Source organism: Mammaliicoccus sp. J-M41 (assembly GCF_022385935.1).
GTDB classification, from domain to species: Bacteria; Bacillota; Bacilli; order Staphylococcales; family Staphylococcaceae; genus Mammaliicoccus; species Mammaliicoccus sciuri_A.
In genome coordinates, this window is sequence record NZ_JAJNIR010000019.1 from 30,776 (window position 1) to 46,303 (window position 15,528).

The 15,528-nt window shown below is 32.1% G+C and carries 12 protein-coding genes; 7 read left to right on the forward strand and 5 right to left on the reverse strand.

From position 1 onward, the window contains the following. Window positions 1–2 precede the first annotated feature (2 nt). The 4 genes from LQ686_RS08450 to LQ686_RS08465 form a co-directional block, all read right to left on the reverse strand. The gene (locus tag LQ686_RS08450) at window positions 3–365 is read right to left on the reverse strand and encodes a hypothetical protein (RefSeq protein ID WP_107566171.1); all 363 of its coding nucleotides are present in this window, start codon (window positions 363–365) and stop codon (window positions 3–5) included. Next, window positions 328–1,470 (reverse strand): thiolase family protein, encoded by a 1,143-nt coding sequence (locus LQ686_RS08455; RefSeq protein WP_107566172.1) that lies wholly within the window; start codon window positions 1,468–1,470, stop codon window positions 328–330. The genes LQ686_RS08450 and LQ686_RS08455 overlap by 38 nt, the downstream gene beginning before the upstream one ends. Beyond that, window positions 1,452–2,825 (reverse strand): AMP-binding protein, encoded by a 1,374-nt coding sequence (locus LQ686_RS08460; protein WP_107573104.1) that lies wholly within the window; start codon window positions 2,823–2,825, stop codon window positions 1,452–1,454. Before LQ686_RS08460 ends, LQ686_RS08455 begins: the two co-directional genes overlap by 19 nt. Before the next feature lie 120 nt (window positions 2,826–2,945). After that, window positions 2,946–3,794 carry a WecB/TagA/CpsF family glycosyltransferase gene (locus tag LQ686_RS08465; protein ID WP_025905458.1) on the reverse strand — a complete coding sequence of 283 codons (849 nt, stop codon included), beginning with the start codon at window positions 3,792–3,794 and terminating at the stop codon, window positions 2,946–2,948. Window positions 3,795–3,991: 197 nt separating this feature from the next. On the opposite strand from LQ686_RS08465, the gene LQ686_RS08470 reads away from it, so the two are divergent. From LQ686_RS08470 to LQ686_RS08490, 5 genes are all read left to right on the forward strand, one after another. Continuing rightward, the gene (locus LQ686_RS08470) at window positions 3,992–5,278 is read left to right on the forward strand and encodes an LCP family glycopolymer transferase (protein ID WP_239733272.1); all 1,287 of its coding nucleotides are present in this window, start codon (window positions 3,992–3,994) and stop codon (window positions 5,276–5,278) included. Between the two features lie 18 nt (window positions 5,279–5,296). Beyond that, window positions 5,297–5,776 carry a DUF2538 family protein gene (locus LQ686_RS08475; protein ID WP_025905460.1) on the forward strand — a complete coding sequence of 160 codons (480 nt, stop codon included), beginning with the start codon at window positions 5,297–5,299 and terminating at the stop codon, window positions 5,774–5,776. A gap of 546 nt (window positions 5,777–6,322) precedes the next feature. Continuing rightward, on the forward strand, window positions 6,323–6,745 hold the full coding sequence (locus LQ686_RS08480; RefSeq protein WP_103361173.1) for a GNAT family N-acetyltransferase: 423 nt from the start codon (window positions 6,323–6,325) through the stop codon (window positions 6,743–6,745). Window positions 6,746–6,864: 119 nt separating this feature from the next. After that, on the forward strand, window positions 6,865–10,638 hold the full coding sequence (locus tag LQ686_RS14200; protein ID WP_275584223.1) for a glucosaminidase domain-containing protein: 3,774 nt from the start codon (window positions 6,865–6,867) through the stop codon (window positions 10,636–10,638). A gap of 148 nt (window positions 10,639–10,786) precedes the next feature. Beyond that, entirely contained in the window at window positions 10,787–11,788 is a 1,002-nt protein-coding gene (locus tag LQ686_RS08490; protein WP_107565985.1) for an acyltransferase family protein, read from the forward strand. Between the two features lie 52 nt (window positions 11,789–11,840). Here the strand turns inward: LQ686_RS08490 and LQ686_RS08495 are convergent, their stop codons facing one another. Next, window positions 11,841–12,377, reverse strand: a complete 537-nt coding sequence (locus tag LQ686_RS08495) for a hypothetical protein (protein WP_107565984.1) — start codon at window positions 12,375–12,377, stop codon at window positions 11,841–11,843. Window positions 12,378–12,503: 126 nt separating this feature from the next. On the opposite strand from LQ686_RS08495, the gene LQ686_RS08500 reads away from it, so the two are divergent. Together LQ686_RS08500 and LQ686_RS08505 are read left to right on the forward strand one after the other, a co-directional pair. Continuing rightward, a complete protein-coding gene (locus tag LQ686_RS08500) occupies window positions 12,504–13,661 on the forward strand; it encodes an aminotransferase class I/II-fold pyridoxal phosphate-dependent enzyme (RefSeq protein WP_107573101.1) in 1,158 nt (385 codons plus the stop codon). Between the two features lie 15 nt (window positions 13,662–13,676). Next, window positions 13,677–15,275 carry a M20/M25/M40 family metallo-hydrolase gene (locus LQ686_RS08505; protein ID WP_107565982.1) on the forward strand — a complete coding sequence of 533 codons (1,599 nt, stop codon included), beginning with the start codon at window positions 13,677–13,679 and terminating at the stop codon, window positions 15,273–15,275. Window positions 15,276–15,528 lie beyond the last annotated feature (253 nt).

Consider the following 15,528-nt stretch of genomic DNA (forward strand, 5'->3'; position numbering starts at 1 on the left):
CCTCACTTTCCAACGAATGTTTGATTGAGTCGAGTGTATATGTCATTTCCACTTGTAATCGTCAAACTAAATTCGTAAATCGTAAACGACTTTACTTTTTTTATTTTCTCATTTTTTAATTTTGCTTTATAAATTGTATCAACATCTATTGCTTTAAGCTCATCAACTGATGTTTCTTTTAAATAAATCTCTTTTTCTAAAAAACGCTCAAACATTGAAAATTTTGGCCATATACTTGCTAAATATAATACGGGTACTGAAGGTGCATCCTTTTTTATAGGAAGCATTTTTTTATATGCTTCAACATCTTCTTTGTTGAAAATGACGTCAATTATTTCGATTCCATCTTCTAAATAATGTTGCATGTCCCATGCCGCCTCCTATTCCCATTGTTGCTATCGATGTCTCAATATCTTTCATATGATATAAACGTGTAACGAGGCTTGCACCACTCGCTCCATATGGATGTCCAATAGCTAATGCGCCACCATACAAATTAAATTTATCATCCGGAATATTTAGCATATCTTTTGAAGCAAGTACTTGAGAACTAAATGCTTCATTAAATTCAACGCAATCAATATCATTCATTGTTAAATGTGTCTGCTTTAATAAACTTTCAACTGCAGGTACTGGTCCTATACCTAGTAATCTTGGATCAACACCTTTTACAGAACTATCGATAAATTCCAGTCCTTCGCGATAACCTAAAGCAGTCGCCTTTTCTTTACTCATAATTAAAAGTAATACCCCACCGTCATTTTTCATGCAACTATTACCTACTGTTACAGTTCCATCTTTAATAAGTGGTTTTAAACGTGATAACGTCCTTAAAGTTAATTTAGGTTTAACACCTTCATCATGTTGGATCCATTCATTACCTACTTTAATTGGATAAATTTCGTTAGATAAATAACCTTTTTCCATAGCTTCGATTGTCTTTTGATGACTATTGTATGCAAATTCGTCCTGTATTTCTCTAGATATTTGATAGACTTGCGCAACATTTTCAGCCGCTTCAATCATTGAAGGGTCTTTTCCAACAGGCGCAAATGAAGCACGCTCAAAAAATTCTGGTGCATCATAAACTGATTGTGGTCTTTTGATTTTCCAAGGTGCTCTACTTGTACTTTCAACACCACCAGCAATATAAACTTCACCAGCACCTGCTTGAATCATTCTACAAGCATAAGTGACTGCTTCTAATCCTGCGCCACATTGTCTATCTATCGTGACACCAGGAATATCAACCGGCAAACCTGCTTCTAGCAAAGACTTTCTAGCGATATTGCCACCATTACCTACTACGTTCCCTAAAACAACCTCACTTAAATATTCAAGTGCTTCAGCATGATCAGCTAACAAATATTCATATAAAGGTTTCAAGAGTAATTCGGGTTCTAATTGTTTAAAAATACCGCCATATTTACCAAATGGCGTTCTTTTTGCAGCTACAATAACTGGTTCCATGCTTTTCCTCCTAACTCATAAATAGATTTCATCTTATATCTCGCTATCTTTCCACTAGATGTATATTTCATCTGTTTAACTCGTATCATTCGAGACGGTATTTCATAACGACTTAACCCACACGCTAATAAATACTCTTTCATACTTAAATATTGCAAATGATCTTTACCTTTATATAATAGAATAGCAATTTCTCCGAATTTATTATGTTTTTTACTTATAATAATTGCCTCATCAACAATATCTAGATTTAATAATTTTTGCTCAATAATCTCTGGATATACGTTTTTACCACCAATAATTAAACGGTCACTTTCTCGTCCATATAAGCGTAGTTCTTGGTCTGCAGAAATTGATGCCCAATCGCCTATTTTAATCCACTCGTCACGGACTTCTTCATTTAAATAACCACTAAATGTCATGTCACTTTTGACATATAACCTGCCTATATTATTTTCATCTTTGTCTTTAATTTGAACTTGTACAGAAGGAAATAGTTTACCTACAGATTCTGAATCTGCTTGTCCATTAGTATTGTAGCTAATAAAACTCGCTTCAGAGCTTCCAAAGAATTCAATTAAATCAATATCAGGATATTTGTATTTAAATTTTTCAAATATTTGTGTAGATAATTTTGCACCTGATGAAAAAATACTCGAAACATTCATTAAATGGACGTTATGATTCAATAAACTATATAGCATTGTAGGTACAATAAACATCGTTTGATTTTCACTAAATATATTGATTAATTTATTTAGAATTTGTGTATTAAATTTCTTTTGGCCAATAAATGTTCTACCTGTACTTAATGCATAAATCATAGCGTATAGTGTTAAAGAATGTGCATGTGGTCCAGGTGCTATCATAATGTCTGTATGACCATTGATTAAGTCTTCATTATATTTAAATGATTGAATCCAAGATTGATGATTCCTCATATATGCTTTAGGCATGCCTGTCGTCCCAGAAGTAAATCCAATATGTAAGATATCTTGAGGTAATACCGTATTATTTTCTATTTGTCGATATTTTACTTTATTGCTGTCATCTATTAATAATGGAATACGATATAACATTAATAATTCATGCTTCTTCTCTTCAGATATATAAGGATCTAGGACGCACGGTATAAGTTCACACTTTAAAGCTGCAATATACCATTTTATAAACTGAAGTGGATTTTTCATCGAAATACCAATCATGTTATGTTTTGGATATTCTTTTAATGTTGTGGCAATTTTTTCAGATTCTATCAATAAATCGTTATAAGATAAATGCATCTCATCAATATACATGGCAATTTTATCTGCTTTTGTATTTAATTGTTGATTTATAAGTTCCAGTACTTGCATGATCATACCACCTACTTTTATTGTTACCTTTATCATAACATTTAGTTAACAATTAAATAGATAAAATTCTTCATAAAAAAACACCTTAATGTTAAATTTCAACATTAAGATGTTTCTAAATTATCTATTCTTCATATAATCATATTTATTCTTTTTAGGTGTGCATGATTTTTGGAATTGAACTTCTTTTAAAAACAGTGGAATTTTAAGTGCTCTATTCACACGTTTCAAATCAGTTATAATTCTATATAACCATTCTAAATTAAGTTTAATAAACATTTTTGGTGCACGTTTAACATTTCCGCTTATGACATCAAATGAGCCACCTACACCCATCATTACTGTATGCTCAAAGTGATGACGGTTATAATAAATCCAATCTTCTTGTTTAGGAAAACCCATTGCCGCAAAAATAAAGTCTGGATTAAATTTCTTTATTTTCTTAGTTACTTTATAATCTAATACATGTTTATAGCCATGTTTATGATCAAACGTAATATTTGGATATTGTTCTTCTAAAATTTTACGTGTTGCTTTAACGCCTTCTTTAGAAGAACCTAATAAGAATACTCTCTTGCTACTTGCGTTCGCAATATTCAACATTTCTTCCATTAACTCTATTCCCGGAACACGTTCTTTCAATGGCGTATTTAAATATTTTGCTGCTTTAACAATACCAATACCGTCTGGTACAATGTAATCTGCATGTTTAATACGTCGTTGATAGTGATTATTGCTATAAGCATAATGTGCAATTTCAGGATTAGCTGTTACAATAAATAAATTGTCTTTCGTCTCCTGATTTACAAAATACTTAATACGTTCTACCATTTCATTCGCCGTCAGGTTTGCAAATGGCAAACCTAGAACATTAACGGTTGGAGGCTTAATCACATCATACGAATTCTCTCTATTTAACTCTATTTGTTCACTTATACTATTTAAATCTTTTTCTAGTACTTTTGCCATTTGTCTCACCTCTCATTCTTCACTATAATTTACACCATTTCCATAAATTTTACAACAAATTTACATTTTATATTTGATAAGTAGTACACATAATTCATTTAAATTGTTGAATTTTACTTGTATAATCATATATGATGTATAATATGCAAAAATAGATATTTCAAAACACAATACGAATAGAAGGGTAAATATATAATATGAAAAGATTTGCAAAAATAGGTTTACTTTTGATGTCAATAGTACTCATGATTCTACCCGTAGTATTTGGACTCATGCTTTATCTTGAAACTAAAGGTGCGATTAATGATTCATTTCTTGATTCTAAAAAAAGCAAATCATCTTTAAGAGATAAACCAGTAGATCCTAGTTTAGATCATGTGTCGGTATTATTTTTAGGTGTAGATGATAGTACATCAAGACGTGAAGGTGGTCAAAAGGCTAACCAATCTCGTACTGATGCTATGATTTATACAACATTTAATAGAGATAAAAAGCAAATACGTATGGTTAGTATTCCACGTGATACATTAAGTTATATACCAGGCGTAAAATATTATGATAAAATCACGCACGCTCATGCAATAGATGGTCCAGAAGGTTCAATGGAAAGTGTTGAAAGTACATTAAACGTTCCAGTAGATTACTATGCAAGAATTAATATGGAAGCTTTTGTTGAAGTTGTAGATGAGCTTGGTGGTATTGAGTATGATGTACCATTTGATTTAAACGAGCCAAACACAGAAGATAAAGGACGTATTAAAGTTAAAAAAGGTAAACGTAATTTATCTGGTGACGAAGCACTTGCAGTTGTTCGTTCAAGAAAACAAGATTCAGATTTAGAGCGTGGTAAACGTCAAATGGAAATGATTAAAGCCATTATCAAAAAAGCTCAAGAAACAAATTCTATTAATAAATTAGATGACTTAGTTAAAATCGTTGGTAAAAATGCGAAACACAATTTCTCATTTGAAGATATTCAAAACTTAGCAACGACTTATTCATCAAGTAAAGTAAAAATCAAAACAGAACAAATTACAGGAACTGATGCTAATTTCAATGGTGTTTACTTCTTCAATCCTGACTTAGATAATTTATTAGAACTTTCTAATAAACTTAGAAAAGACTTAAACTTACCTAAGACTAAGAAAACAGAATTAATGAATTATCTTATGATTCAAGCATATGGTGATTTAACACCTTATATTGAAGTATCTAAGAAAAGTCTAAAGAGTGGAAGCACATCAGGTGACAACGATTCAGCTGAAACAGTAGAACCAGCTATAGAGCCTGATACTGAAGAAACAACCGAGCAGCAAACTGAACAACCGTCTGAGCAACCATCCGAACAGCCTGTAGAACAACCTGTACAACAAACACCTACAGAAGAAGTACCATCACAAGAAACACCACAACAACCAACACCAGATCTAAGTGGTCAAGCACCAGATCTAAGCGCTCAACAACCTGGTCCAGAAGTTTACTAGGAAAGGAGGCAAATTATGATTCAACGTAAAACATATGAAAAATATGAACAAATCAATACAATGTTTGATGCTCTTGAAAATCAAATCATTCATTCTGGAGATTTGTCTCACTTCAGACAAAATTTATACTATGTTAATCACGAACATCATGAAAATTATGAAGCGTTATTACTATATTATAATCAAGCAAACAACGATCCAATTGTAGATGGCGCTTGTTACATCATTGCCATCCCAGAAATATTTAATGTTATCAATATCTTTGATAACCCCCTACCTTTTTCATGGGTATATACTGAAACAGGCTTAACAGAAGAAATGAAATCATTAAGTGTTCATTTACAATATTTAGTAGCAGCAGCACTAGAAACTAGCCAAATTCAAATATTCACACCGAGCGGATATACAATGGGTATGACAAATTGGAGCATTCACCAATTAAGATTATTCTGGCAATATACCGCAATCGTTAGAAGACAAGCAGTACAAACGATATAAAATAAAAGCTGAACCATATAAAGTGGTTCAGCTTTTTTGTGTGGACAGAAATAAGATGGGAATTATTGTGAAAATATAGTGTGAATGTTGCTTGTTTGGAGTGTCTTGCAATATACGGGGCTTCTATGTTGCTTGTTTTGTGTGTCTTGCAACATACGATGCTTCTATGTTGCTTGTTTGGTGTGTCTTGCAACATACGGGGCTTCTATGTTGCTAGTCAGCCTCGTCTTGCAATATTCAGATCCTCTATGTTGCTAGTCAGCCTTGTCTTGCAATATTCACGCCTCCAATGTTGCTAGTCATGCTCCACTTGCAATATTCAGACTCGCAATGTTGCTAGTCACGTCCCTCTTGCAATATTAGAGATTCATATTTATCTTGTTTAGTCAGTCTTGATATATACAGCGCTTCTATTTATCTTGTTTGGGCAATCTTGATATATACAAGTTCTTTTTACCAAATATTTATTGAGATTTTTTATTTACTACATCAATTAGAATAATCATAATGTATAATAAATTGAATCAAAACTATGGAGGTATCACGATGATTAAAATAGCGGAAAGCGAAAAAGATATACAAGATGGATTAAATATTAGAAAAACTGTCTTCGTTGAGGAACAAGGTGTTTCTATAGATGCAGAGATAGATGAATTTGAAAATGTTTCTAAGCATGTTGTTCTATATCACGATGATAAACCAGCTGCGGTTGGTCGTTTTAGAAATTATAAAGATGGATATGCGAAAGTAGAAAGAGTTGCTGTTTTAAAACCTTATAGAAAATTTGGTTACGGCAAAGATGTAATGAATTTTATTAATCAAAAAGCTAGTGAAGATGGATATAAAGGTACTGTACTTAATGGACAATCTCACGCTAAAGGATTCTATGAAAAATTAGGTTATAAAACTGAAGGCGAAGAATTTTTAGAAGAAAACATTCCTCACTATTTTATGAAATTAACTTTTTAATTAAATTATTAATATCTCAAATATTAAAGTTACATTACATTTCATAAAAAGTTCATCTTTTAATATTAAAAAGCCTTATACTGTTTATAAATAAATACCTATACAAAAGGAGATTGTTTATGGATAAAAAATTCTATTACAAAACCCCCGCACTTGTAGCAATGACTTTAGCAGGTACTACGCTCGTATCACATCAAGTTAATGCAGAAGAACAAACAACAAACAAAGAAAATAAAAACATCATTGAACAACATGATAATGCTAGTCAAATTCAAGATGAACAAAAAGAATTAAAAAGCCAATCTTTAAACGTTTCAGGTACGAAAGAATATAAAGATCCTTCTATCATTGATGAACCAAAACAAGAAGTGGTAAATACAGCTGATGCAACAGTACAACCTACTTCTAACGAAGATGAGCAAGACACTGAAGTTGCTCCTACTGAAGATAACTCTGAAGTTACAAACAACCAAGAAGTTGCTGATGACTCAGTTCAACCTACTTCTAATGAAGAAAATCAAGACACAAAAGTAGCTTCTGATGAAGATAACTCTGAAGTTACGAATAACGAAGAGGTTTCGGATGACTCAGCTCAATCTAATTCTAACCAAGTAGATCAAAACACTAATGTAGCTACTACTGAAAATAATACTGAAGTTACAAAGAACGAAGAGGTTTCGGATGACTCAGCACAAACTACTTCTAACGAAGAAGAGCAAAATTCTGATGTAGCTCCTACTGAAGATAATACTGAAGTTACAAACAACGAAGACGTTTCTAAAAATACAGCACAAACTGCTTCTAACGAAGAAGAGCAAAATTCTGAAGTAGCTTCGACTGAAGATAATACTGAAGTTACAAACAACCAAGAAGTTGCTGATGACTCAGTTCAACCTACTTCTAACGAAGATGAGCAAAATTCTGATGTAGCTCCTACTGAAGATAACTCTGATGTTACGAACAACGAAGAGATTTCTGAAGATATTACTCAAACTACTTCTAACGAAGAAGAGCAAAAATCTGATGTAGCTTCTTCTGAAGATAACTCTGAAGTTACGAATAACGAAGAGGTTTCTGAAGACACAGTTCAACCTACTTCTAACGAAGAAGAGCAAAACACTAATGTAACGTCTACTGAAGATAATACTGAAGTTACAAACAACGAAGAAGTTTCTGAAGACACAGTTCAACCTATTTCTACTAATGATGCTCAAAATACTGAAGCGGCTACTAGTACTCAAAACGACAAAGTTCAATTAGAAACTGCTAGTGTTCAACCACGAGTTAGCACTTTTGCATTTAGATCTGTAAGTAGTGCGCCTGTTGTTAAAAAAGCAGTAGCTACTACTAGTTCTTATAGTCCTACAGTAAGTTCATCAATAAATAGTCAAATTAGAAATAATAATTATGCAGTGCCGACATATGTTGAAGATTTTTCAAGTCATATTCCTAAAATTCCATATCGTAATGGTGTTGGTAAACCTGAAGGAATTATTGCACATGAAACTGCAAATCCTAATTCAACAATTCAAGGTGAAATTGCATATATGAAAAACAACTACGAAAGTGCTTTTGTACATGCCTTTGTAGATGATAATAATATTATTGAAGTTGCGCCAACTGATTACTTAGCTTGGGGTGCTGGTGGTGTCGCAAATGAACGATTTATACATGTTGAATTAGTTCGTGTATATGGTGGAGATCGTTTTGCTCGCTCTATTAACAATTATGCAGATTATATCGCAACTAACTTATCATATTATGGCTTACCATTTGATAGTGCTGAAAATGATGGTACTGGTACTTTATGGTCTCATGATGCCGTTTCAAGATATCTAGGTGGCACGGATCATAGTGATCCATATGGTTGGTTTGCAGAAAATAATTATACTTTTAATGAGCTTGTAGATTTAGTGCGTGAAAAATATTTATATAAAACAGGTAGCGCAACTCAACCTACTACTCCTGTAGTGTCTAAACCTAAGACGACTACACCTGTAGTGTCTAAGCCTAAAACTACTACTCCTGTAGTTTCTAAACCTAAAACGACTACACCTGTAACGTCTAAACCTAAGACTTCTACGCCTGTAGTTTCTAAGCCTAAAACGACTACACCTGTAACGTCTAAACCTAAGACTTCTACGCCTGTAGCGAGTCTTGCTAAAACAGTAGTTGTTAACTATAAAGGTAAAGTTAATACAAATGCATCAGGTGTCTATAGTTCAGTTTATGATACTAAAACAAAATCAGCTGCTAACAAAGTTGGTAAAACATTTAATATCGGTAAACAATCTAACTATAACAACCAAGTATATTATTTATTACAAGATAATAACGGTACACCTTTAGGTTGGGTGAAATCTAGTGATATTCAACTGCAAAATAATACTAAAGCAACTCCGAAACCTGTTGCTTCTAACACAGCGAAACCTAAAGCAACTCCGAAACCTGTTGCTTCTAATACAGCGAAACCTAAAGCAACTTCTAAACCTGTTGCTTCTAACGCAGTGAAACCTAAAGCAACTTCTAAACCTGTTGCTTCTAATACAGCGAAACCTAAAGCAACTTCTAAACCTGTTGCTTCTAAGACAACAAAGGCAAACGCAGTTGCTAAAACAGTTCGTGTTAACTATTTAGGTAAAGTTAATAAAAATATTTCTGGTGTATATACTTCTGTATATGATCAAAAAACTGTACCTGCAATCAACAAAGCAGGAAAAACATTCAAGATTGGTAAACAATCAACTTATAACAATCAAACATATTATCTACTTCAAGATAATAATGCTATTCCATTAGGATGGGTAAACGCTAAAGACATTCAATTGCAAAAAGTAACAACACAACCAAAAGTTGTTAATAAACCAACTGTCGCTCAACCTAAAAAGACTAATGCTATAAAATCAAGTGCTGTTAACAATCAACCTATTGTCTTAAAAGAGAACTATCAAAATTACTTAATTTTTGATAACAGTGGATATTTCTATAGTGAACCTTCAGTATCTAAAAAGACATTACTTGGTTCATTACAAAACTACCAATATTCATACTTTAAAGTGATTACATCTCAAAAAGTTGGTAATGAATTATGGTATAAAGGTTTATTAAATGGTAAAACTGTATGGATTAATGCTAAGTATTTACAACTCGCTACAGAATCAACAAATATTTCAACTAGCCCATACACGTTAGATCAAGCTGTTGATATTCAAATGGCATTAAGAAATGGTACTGAACCTAAAAAAGTATTAGCAAGTGGTATTAGAAATGCTACGAGAGCTGAAGTTAAAGATGCAATGGATACAAGTAAGTATGTAAACGATCCAGTTCAAAAATATCAATTTTTAGACTTAAACAAATCTCAAAATATTTCAGTAACTAAACTAAATGACTTGTTACGTGGAAAAGGAATTCTTGAAAATCAAGGTAGTGCCTTTAGCCAAGCTGCAAAAGCAGTAGGTATTAATGAAATTTATTTAATTTCACATGCATTATTAGAAACTGGTAACGGTACAAGTGATTTAGCTAACGGTGGAGCAATTGACCAAAATGGTAATGTTGATTTAAATGCACAAACAAAATATTATAATATGTTTGGTGTTGGCGCTATTGATAAAAATGCATTATACGGCGGAATTAAATATGCTCAACAAGCAGGATGGAACACACCTGAAAAAGCAATCCTAGGTGGTGCTCAATTTATAGCTAATAATTACATTAAATCAGGACAAAACACACTTTATAAAATGAGATTTAATCCACAAAATCCAGGGGTTCATCAATATGCAACAGGCATAGACTTCGCTAAGTCTAATGCAAAACGAATTAGCGACTTCTATCAACAGATTCAAACAGACGGTCAATATTACGATGTCGACCAATATAAAGCATAATATTAAAGTAAAAACCAATGCCTTTAATAAGGCATTGGTTTGATTTTATAGTGTTAACGAAATAAAATTATTTGTACTTTTGAAAAATTTAATTTATAATCTACATTTCAAGCAAATTGTAGATTATCGTTTTAGGAGAGCACTTTTCATGGCAAACGAAAAAGAAAGAGACCATTATTTTGATAACGCACGATTTTTCTTAATTGTGCTAGTTGTATTCGGTCATTTAACAAGATCTTATGTTAATGAAAGTCATATTTTCAAAGCACTATATATGTTTATTTATAGTTTCCATATGCCAGCATTCGTACTGATATCAGGATTCTTTGCTAAAGGCGTAGGAAAACCAGGTTACATAAAAAAAATTACTATCAAACTGTTACTACCCTATTTAATATTCCAATTATTTTATGGTTTATATTACTACTATATTGATAGAGACGATACATTAAATATTAGTCCCTTCGATCCACAATGGGCAATGTGGTTCTTAGTAAGTTTATTCTCATGGCATATTATTTTGCACTTTGTGAGAAACTTCAATCCATATATCACATTTACAGTAGCAATATTATTAGGTTTAGTTGTCGGTTATTTTGACTTTATTAATGCAAAACTTAGTCTATCAAGAACATTTGTATTCTTCCCAATTTTCCTATTAGGCTATTACATCAATAAAGAACAATCATTTATTTTAAGAAATAAAAAGCATATTTGGTTATCTTCCATTAGTTTAATTGTTATTTTCATTGCTTATTTACTAACTGATTATAACTTTGAATGGTTATTTGGTAGCAAACCTTACTCTGCACTTGAAGGCGATGTAGACGTTTATAGTGCATTAAAAAGATTATTCATATATGTTGTCATTTTCGTTTCAACATTTAGTTTCTTAAACTTAATACCAGAACGTAAATTACCATTAACTTATATTGGTTCAAGAACAATGTTTATTTATTTACTACACGGACTTTTCGTAGGTCTATTCCGTTCAAAAGAATGGGATCAAATGTTATTAGACCAACCTTATGTTTGGGTTGCAATCATTCTTATAACAATTGCTATTGTTTACTTCTTTAGTAGCGATCTTGTAAGACATTACGCAAATCCTGTTGTTAACATTAAAAAGCCACCAAAAAAGAAAAAATAAATATAGAAAAGCCAATCCTTTGAGTACATAACTTAAGGATTGGCTTTTTTGTTTATCTAATTAATGTTGCATACGATATCGTTCCGATAAATTTATCTTCACTATTTAATAAATAGGCTGGTATTTGTACATGTTTATGTGTAATGGGCGCTAACTCATGATTGTTATTATAAAGATTTTCTAATACTTCATAGCTCGCACTTAATAAGTATGTTAAATAATCTACCCACTCTTGCGTATACGGTGTATCTGACTGAATAAATAATATTGGATTCTCTTTTTTAGACGTTGGTTGCATAAAATCAGAAACAAATTTTCTTTCGTCTAACGATAGTTCTTCTTTCACTTTAAATTTAATATGAAATTGCGCATTCTTAATAAGCCGATTATCTTGCCCGAAATAATATCGATGAAAATGTGGTAATTGAGCTTCCGCTCTACAAATATGTATTGAATCTTCTTCAAATGAAACCATCCATTGTTCTTCATTATTTTGTATCAATACAAATGTTGGATGTGGTAACCAATCAAAAATATTTAAAGATAATAGTAACTTTAATCGTTGATTCATATTAGCTAAATTCACCATATAAACATCCCCTATTATTGTAATGTTTCCCTTATTGTAATACGTTTTCTAAATTTTTGCTATATTCATTTATTTGTATGCTTTTTAAAGTTATAATTAAACTATCGTTTTGAAGAGGTGAAAAAAATGCAATTACCATTAAATAAATTTGCATCTCAACTTCAAGTGTCTGGTATTAGAGCGATATCTAACCGTATACCTGAAATTGATGATGTGATTAACTTAACAGTTGGTCAACCCGATTTTCCTGTACCAACAAGTGTTAAAGATGCAATGAAAGATGCAATTGATCATAACTTTACATCTTATTCTCATAATGCTGGTTTACCAGAATTGCGAAAAATCGTTGCACAATATTATAAAAATCGCTTCAATGCTTCATTTGAAACAGATGAAATCCTCATCACTAATGGTGCAAGCGAAGCATTAGACACAACTTTAAGAGGAATTCTTGAACATGGCGATGAAGTATTAATTCCTTCACCAGTATATGCTGGGTATGTCCCCCTTATCGAACTGTTAGGTGCTAAGCCTATATACATAGATACTACCCAAACTGGCCTTAAAATAACGCCTGAATTAGTTAAATCTCATATTACTGATAAGACAAAAGCTATCTTGCTAAATTATCCTAATAACCCTACTGGTATTACGTTGAATAAACAAGAAGTAGAAGCACTTGTTGATGTATTTAAAGATTACCCTATTTATGTAGTCAGCGATGAGATTTATGCTGAGAATACATTTAATCAAACGCATACATCTTTCGCTTCATATGACGCAATCAAAGATCAATGTATTTTACTAGGTGGCTTGAGTAAATCTCATTCAATGACTGGCCTTAGAATTGGCTTTTTATTAGGACCACAATATGTTATGAAACAATTAACATTTGTACATGCCTATAATTGTATTTGTGCGAATGTACCGAGCCAATATGCTGCAATTGAAGCATTAACAAATGCAATTGATTCACCTAAAGAAATGAATAAAGCATATATAGAACGTAGAGATTATGTATACAAGCGATTAATTGAAATCGGCTTTAAATTAAATGAAAAACCTCAAGGTGCATTTTATATTTTTCCACAAATTTCACATTTCGGAATGGATGATTATGAATTCTGTATGAAAGCACTTGAAGATTACCATGTCGCGATTGTACCTGGTTCAGCTTTCACCCATATTGGCAAAGGCTATATTAGAATTTCATATGCTTACAATATAGATGCACTTGAAGAAGGACTGAATAGATTAGAAAGAATGATTCAAGAACTATTTTAAAGGGGCTAGAACACAATGGATTTATTATGGCAAACGTTTGAAGATAGAAGTCATTTACTTAAAAGTTTAGTCAGACATCAATCTATAACACATTCAGAAGGAGAAAAGACTTTTCCTTACTTTTTAAGAGATCAATACTTAAAGTTAGATTATTTTAAGCGTAATGCTCATCAAGTTATGCTGCAACCGACTGGGGATGGTCGTCATGCAGTTCTTGCATATTACAAAGCACCACAATCTAAAAAAACGCTCGTTTGTATAAGTCATTTTGATACGGTAGGTATCGATGATTATAGCGAATATAAAGATGATGCTTTTGATATGGATAAAATTACAGAGAAATTTCGACAAGATATGAAATACTTAACGCCTGATGCTAAAAAAGATATCCAAACGCACAATTATTTATTCGGACGTGGTTCAATGGATATGAAACCAGGTCTTATGATACATATGTCTCTGATAGAAAAAGCAATACATGAATCATGGGATATTAGCATAATCGTTGTTTCAGTACCTGATGAAGAAGTTGAATCTAAAGGTATGCATGCTGCCGTTCAAAAGCTCAATCAAATTCGTAAAGAAGACCATTTAGATATAGCTTTACATTTAAACAGTGAACCTACTTTTTCACAAGCAGAGAATGACCCAAATCATTATGTTTATTCAGGTACAATAGGCAAAATCATGCCTTCAGTATTATGCTATGGTAAAGAAACTCATGTTGGACAACCATTGAATGGTATTAGTTCGAACTACATACAAAGCTTTATTAATAGCAAAATGGAATACTGTACTTTGTTTAAGGAAACATATAAAGATGAAACGACGCCACTTCCTGTCTCTCTCATGAGTAGAGATATTAAAGATCATTATGATGTTCAAACACCATTTAGAACTGTTTCATTATATAATGTATTCTTATTTAACAGAAATGCAGAACAAGCTTTTAAAATTTTTAATGATGTCGTTAAAGATGCCATTCACAATTGTGAAAAAGCATACCAAGAAACATTAAAATCCGAGGGCTTTGATAAAAAGTTATCAATTAATATCTTATCTTTCAAAGAATTAAAAGCACTTGCAATAAAAGAGTATGGTGAAAGTAAAATTAATCAAATCATTGAACAAATTGTTCATGAAATTCCTGATGAAAGAGCACAATCTATAGAAATAACAGATCGATTTATGCATATGTTAAAAGGTTTAGGACCAAGTGTTGTGACATTTTTTGCACCACCTTATTACCCTGCTGCGCACTCTTCTGAAGATCCATTTATTGATGAAATCGTCCAAACTGTTAGTGAGACATCTTTAAAACAGTTTGATAGAGTGTCAAAAAGGCAATATTTCTTTAATGGTATTAGCGATCTGAGTTATGCCAAATATAGACAAGACGATTTAGGATTTGAAAGCTATATTGAGCAAACACCTGTGTTTAATCAATCATACTTTATACCATTTAAAGATATACAAGAAATAAGTGCACCAGTTATTAATATTGGACCTATCGGTAAAGATGCTCATCAAGTAACAGAACGCATCAATATGAAAAGTGCGTTTGAAGAAATACCTACTATTATCGAGCAAGTTATAAGAAAACATTTATTATAAAAATAAGAGTTTGGGACAGAAATGTTCTAGACTCTTTTTCATATTTTCAGAAATATAGTGCTGAACATTGCAAGTGAGGTGTGACTAGCAATGTTGGAGGTCTGAATATTGCAAGTGAGGTGCGACAAGCAATGTTGGAGGACCTTGTATTTATCAAGACTAACCAAACAAGATAAACATACTAAGATTAGCTGTGAAGAAATCTATGACGATAGATTTTTTCACAGCTATTTTTTATAGTTGTAGAGAGAAG

Bases quoted from the DNA above. Each gene is read 5' to 3' on its own strand.
- LQ686_RS08450 (WP_107566171.1), bottom strand. From the start codon at position 365: ATGCAACATTATTTAGAAGATGGAATCGAAATAATTGACGTCATTTTC.
- LQ686_RS08455 (WP_107566172.1), bottom strand. From the start codon at position 1,470: ATGGAACCAGTTATTGTAGCTGCAAAAAGAACGCCATTTGGTAAATAT.
- LQ686_RS08460 (WP_107573104.1), bottom strand. From the start codon at position 2,825: ATGCAAGTACTGGAACTTATAAATCAACAATTAAATACAAAAGCAGAT.
- LQ686_RS08465 (WP_025905458.1), bottom strand. From the start codon at position 3,794: ATGGCAAAAGTACTAGAAAAAGATTTAAATAGTATAAGTGAACAAATA.
- LQ686_RS08470 (WP_239733272.1), top strand. From the start codon at position 3,992: ATGAAAAGATTTGCAAAAATAGGTTTACTTTTGATGTCAATAGTACTC.
- LQ686_RS08480 (WP_103361173.1), top strand. From the start codon at position 6,323: ATGATTAAAATAGCGGAAAGCGAAAAAGATATACAAGATGGATTAAAT.
- LQ686_RS14200 (WP_275584223.1), top strand. From the start codon at position 6,865: ATGGATAAAAAATTCTATTACAAAACCCCCGCACTTGTAGCAATGACT.
- LQ686_RS08490 (WP_107565985.1), top strand. From the start codon at position 10,787: ATGGCAAACGAAAAAGAAAGAGACCATTATTTTGATAACGCACGATTT.
- LQ686_RS08495 (WP_107565984.1), bottom strand. From the start codon at position 12,377: ATGGTGAATTTAGCTAATATGAATCAACGATTAAAGTTACTATTATCT.
- LQ686_RS08500 (WP_107573101.1), top strand. From the start codon at position 12,504: ATGCAATTACCATTAAATAAATTTGCATCTCAACTTCAAGTGTCTGGT.
- LQ686_RS08505 (WP_107565982.1), top strand. From the start codon at position 13,677: ATGGATTTATTATGGCAAACGTTTGAAGATAGAAGTCATTTACTTAAA.